The organism is Kitasatospora sp. NPDC007106, from assembly GCF_040634455.1.
In the GTDB taxonomy this organism is placed as follows: domain Bacteria; phylum Actinomycetota; class Actinomycetes; order Streptomycetales; family Streptomycetaceae; genus Kitasatospora; species Kitasatospora arboriphila.
On the sequence record NZ_JBEYFP010000509.1, the window covers coordinates 1 to 4,321 of the forward strand.

The 4,321-nt window shown below is 76.3% G+C and carries 4 protein-coding genes and 1 pseudogene; 2 read left to right on the forward strand and 3 right to left on the reverse strand.

Annotated elements, in window-relative coordinates; genetic code table 11:
- A pseudogene (locus tag ABZ641_RS27215) lies at positions 1–381 on the reverse strand (hypothetical protein); the annotation flags it as partial.
- A 275-nt stretch (positions 382–656) separates the two neighbouring features.
- Between ABZ641_RS27215 and ABZ641_RS27220 the strand changes: the two are divergent.
- Positions 657–1,154 carry an SsgA family sporulation/cell division regulator gene (locus tag ABZ641_RS27220; protein ID WP_344621998.1) on the forward strand — a complete coding sequence of 166 codons (498 nt, stop codon included), beginning with the start codon at positions 657–659 and terminating at the stop codon, positions 1,152–1,154.
- A 20-nt stretch (positions 1,155–1,174) separates the two neighbouring features.
- Here the strand turns inward: ABZ641_RS27220 and ABZ641_RS27225 are convergent, their stop codons facing one another.
- Positions 1,175–2,506: a GAF domain-containing protein gene (locus tag ABZ641_RS27225; RefSeq protein ID WP_344621997.1), complete on the reverse strand. Its 1,332-nt coding sequence runs from the start codon at positions 2,504–2,506 to the stop codon at positions 1,175–1,177.
- Between the two features lie 357 nt (positions 2,507–2,863).
- On the opposite strand from ABZ641_RS27225, the gene ABZ641_RS27230 reads away from it, so the two are divergent.
- Positions 2,864–3,487, forward strand: coding sequence for a phosphatase PAP2 family protein (locus ABZ641_RS27230; RefSeq protein WP_344621996.1), 624 nt, complete (start codon positions 2,864–2,866; stop codon positions 3,485–3,487).
- Positions 3,488–3,576: 89 nt separating this feature from the next.
- Here ABZ641_RS27230 and ABZ641_RS27235 read toward each other — a convergent pair whose 3' ends face one another.
- Positions 3,577–4,209: a response regulator transcription factor gene (locus tag ABZ641_RS27235; protein ID WP_344621995.1), complete on the reverse strand. Its 633-nt coding sequence runs from the start codon at positions 4,207–4,209 to the stop codon at positions 3,577–3,579.
- Positions 4,210–4,321: the final 112 nt, after the last annotated feature.

Genomic DNA, 4,321 nt, shown 5'->3' on the forward strand with positions numbered 1-4,321 from the left:
GCCCGAGGACGCCGCCGCCGAAGGGCGCCCGGAGGCGGCCGCGGGCGCGCTGCCGGTGTGGGTGCTGCGGGTCGGCGCGGTGGGCGCGGTGTGCACGGTCTCCGCCACCGGGGTGGTGTTCCCGGTGCCGTGGCCGTCCTGGCTGGGCAGCGGCGGGCTGGCGCCCACGTTCGACATGCCCGGCCGGCGCCCGACGCCCTGCTGCTCGTTCAGCAGCCAGGTCGTGGCGATGCTGATGCCGACCACGGTGGACATCGCCACCGCCGCACCCGAGAAGCGGATGGTGGGCAGCCGGAACCTGCCCCCGATCGGTTTGGGCCGGCTGTGCCGTCCGTACCGGACGGCCGTGCGGACCGGCCCGGTGTCCTCGCGGAGCGCCACCGGCTCCCCTCCTCCCCACCCGACGCCGTTGCTCCCGGGCTCGCCACGGGCCCTGGGCCGCAGTGACAAGGGCACGAATGTAGCAGCGGTGACCGCGGTCTCCGCCAGTCCCGGAACGCAACGGATGTGTTAACCGTAATGACGTACTGTGTCGGATAACTGACGCACCGTCCAATCGGACGGTCACCCGATCGCTGCAACCTCTTGCAACCGTTGCCGCGTGCGCCCGCGTGCCGCAGGCTGGAGCGAACCCCAGCCGCCTCGGAGAGACCGTCATGCCGCGCGACCCGCTGTCCGTACCCTCCGACCCGATCGCCGCCACCCCCACGGGCGACGACCCGGGCCGAGCCGCCACCGCACGAGCGGTGCTGGACGAGGTGATGACCCTGCGGATCGCACTGGACGACGACCAGGTGGGAGAGGTGCGTACCCGGTTCCGGTACGACACCGAGCGGCCCTGCGAGGTGCTGCTCACCTTCCACCTGGGCCGTCCCGACGAGGCGGACTGGGTGTTCTCGCGCGAGCTGCTGCGCGACGGGCTGGACGCGCTCAGCGGGCAGGGCGACATCAAGCTGTGGCCGGCGTACTGCCCCTGCCACGGCTCCACCCTGCACGTCGCGCTGGACTCCCCGCACGGCAGCGCCCTGCTGGAGGCCCCGCTGCCGCGGGTGCGGGCCTGGCTGGAGCGCACCTACGCGCTGATCTCCGCCGACGAGGAGCTGGGCGCCGGCCCCACCGACGCCGAACTCGCCGCGCTCCTCGCCACGGGCTGACCGGCGGGCCCGGGGGTCGCTCAGGCCGGCAGGCGGGCGGCGCCGGCGTGGAGGGCGGCGCGGAGGTCGCGGACGGCCGGGGCGGAGGAGGTCGCGAGCAGGTCCAGCGGTTCCGTCGGGCCGTCGACCGTGACGGCGGCGGAGGCGGTCAGCCGGTACGGGCGGTGGTCCAGCAGGGCGCCCAGGTAGCGCCGCAGCCGGGAGAGTTCGGCGCGGACGGTGACGGTGCGGGCCCGGTCGCCGAACAGCCCCTCGGCGAGCTGGGCGGCGCTCAGGCCGGTGCGGTGCACCGCGAGCAGCAGCAGCACCTCCGCGTGCCGCGGGCTGAGCACGTGCGACCAGCTGCCGGCCCCGCCGGAGACGTGCAGTTCGGGCCGTCCGGGCTGCCGCAGGTCGAGCCGGATCCGGGCGCCGGTGCTCAGTTCGTCGACGCCGGCGGCCGAGGTGCCGAGCGGGCGGACCAGCCAGCCGCCGCCGAGCGGCTCCACCGCGCACTCGCCGAGCGTCGGCAGCCACTCCACCGGCCGGCTGCCCCAGCCCTCGGCGGGCAGCCGCAGCCGCTGCACCGGCGGAACGCCGACCGCGGCGGCCGTCCAGCCGGCCCCGTCGACGACCAGGGCCGGGCCGCTGACCCGGGCGAGCAGGCCGGTGGCGAGGGTGCGCAGGCGGTGCAGCGACTCCAGCTGGGCGGCCCGCAGTTCGGTCTCGGCGAGCCGGGCGGCGGTGGCGGTCAGCCGCATCAGGTGGGGCTGCACCTGGTGGGCGGGCCCGCTCAGGTCGAGGATGCCGAGCAGCCTGCCGGTGCGCGGGTCGCGGACGGGGGCGGCGACGCACGTCCAGGCGTGGTGGCTGCGCAGGTAGTGCTCGGCGGAGTGGACCGCGATGGGCCGCTCGGTGCGCAGCGCCATGCCGATGCCGTTGGTGCCGACCTCGTCCTCCGTCCAGCGGGCGCCCGTCTCGAAGCCGATGTCGTCGGCGTTCCGGCGCAGGTGGCGGGCGCCGTCGAGCCAGAGCAGGTGGCCCTGGGGGTCGGTGACGGCGAGCAGGACGGGCGCGTCGTCCGAGGTGAGCAGCGTGGTGCGGAGCATTGGCAGGACGGTGTCGAGCTGCGACTCGCGGCGGCGGTGCTGGACGTCGGCGACGCCGATCCGGCGGACGTTGCGGCCCGCGTCCGGGTCGAGGCCGAGCCGGCGCAGGCGTTCCCAGGAGTCGGTGATCTCGGGTCTGGGGACGGGGCCGGCGAAGTCGGTGTCGTGCGGGCCGCTGCCGAGGACGAGGTCGTAGGTGGTGGTGAGGGCGGCGGTGGAGAGCGGTGCGCGGTGGTTCCGGGCAGGCCGGTGCGTGCTGCGCATACCCATCACCCGCCCCTCGTCGACTCTCCCCGGTCCGCAGACAGGGTAAGGCTGCTCGATCTGGACATGCCGAGGGAGTCGGAATTCTCATTTTTCCCGTCCGGGATCGGCCATGATGGCCGGTTCGCGTGGTTGCGGGGGCCGGGCGGCGACGTGGATGTCCGCTGCGTGCACGGCTGGTGACGTTGCGTCAGGGATTCGGTCCGGGGCGCGCGGGGTGGGCGTGCGGGCCGGCGCGCGGAGGGTGCGGCGGCGGGGCGTCCGGCGGTCGTCTACAGTCGTGTCGACCGTCTACACCTGTGTAGACGACTGCGGTGTCCCGCCAGGCGCCGCTGCACACGCACCGGAGGTCCGCCGATGACACCTGCACTGCTCGCCTACGACGGGAGCGGGATCGACGGCGGTCTCTACACCCGGGTCGTCGGCTGGGCGGGCTCCGCCCCGGCCTGGCTGGACGCGCTGATCGCCGACTGGTCGGCGCTCGGGCTCGGCGTGTTCGCCCTGCTCATGCTCGGCGGCTGGTGGCGGGCGCGGGGCGCCGCACCGGAGGTGATGGCCCGGGCGCTGGCCGCCCCGGTGGTGGTGGTCGCCGCGTACGCCGCCGACACCGTGTTCAAGTCGGCCGTCGAGGAGGTCCGGCCGTGCCGACAGCTCGCCGTCCGGGCCACCCTGGAGGGCTGCCCGGCCGCCGGCGACTGGTCCTTCCCCAGCAACCACACGGTGATCGCCTTCGCCGCCGCGGCGGCGCTGTGGACGGCGGACCGGCGGCTCGGCGCGGTGGCGCTGGTCGCCGCCGTGCTGATGGGCGCCTCCCGGGTCTGGGTGGGCGTGCACTATCCGCACGACGTGCTGGCGGGCGCCGTGATCGGGGTGGCCGCGGGCGTCCTGCTCGGGGCCGCCGCGGGCCGGGCCGCGCCGCTGGTCGAGCGGGCCCGGGCGGGACGCCTCGGCGGGGTGCTCGGCGTGGGCGCCCCGGCCTGAGAACCGCGCCCCACCCCCGGCCCCCGGCTTCCGGCCCCCGGCTTCCGGTCCCCGGCGCCGGGGGCTGCGGCGTCCCGGCCTCCGGGCGGTCAGCGGCGGATGAGGCCGCGGGTGGTGGCGGCGGCGACGGCGGCGGTGCGGGAGTCGACGCCGAGCTTGGCGTAGATGTGCACCAGGTGGGACTTCACGGTGGCCTGGCTGATGTGCAGTTCGCGGGCCACGTCCAGGTTGGCCAGGCCGCGGGCGACCAGCTCCAGGACCTGCACCTCGCGCAGGCTGAGCGCCGTCGCGGGTGCGCGCATCCGGTGCAGCAGCCGGTCGGCCACCGCCGGGGCGAGGGCGGTGCGCCCGGCGGCCGCGTCCCGCACGGCGGCGGCCAGTTCGGCGGGCGGCGCGTCCTTCAGCAGGTAGCCGGTGGCTCCCGCCTCGATCGCGCTCAGGGTGTCGGCGTCGCTGTCGTAGGTGGTCACCACCAGTACCCGGGGCGCCCCCGGCCGGGCGGTGATCTCGGCGGTGGCCTGCGAGCCGTTCATCCCGGCGCCGAACTGCAGGTCCATCAGCACCACGTCGACCGGCTGCTCGGCCGCGAGCCGGACGGCCTCCTCGGCGGTGGCCGCCTCGGCGACGATCACCAGGTCCGGTTCGGTCTCCAGGACGGCGCGCAGCCCGGCCCGCACCACCGGGTGGTCGTCCGCGAGCAGCAGCCGGATCGGGGCGGTCATACCCGCTCCTCCTGCGCCTCACGCGCTGCCGGCACACCCCGGTCCACCGGCTCCGCGGGGGCCGTCGCGCCGCGCTGGGCGGCGGGGGCGGGCAGCGGGAGCTGGGCCGCCA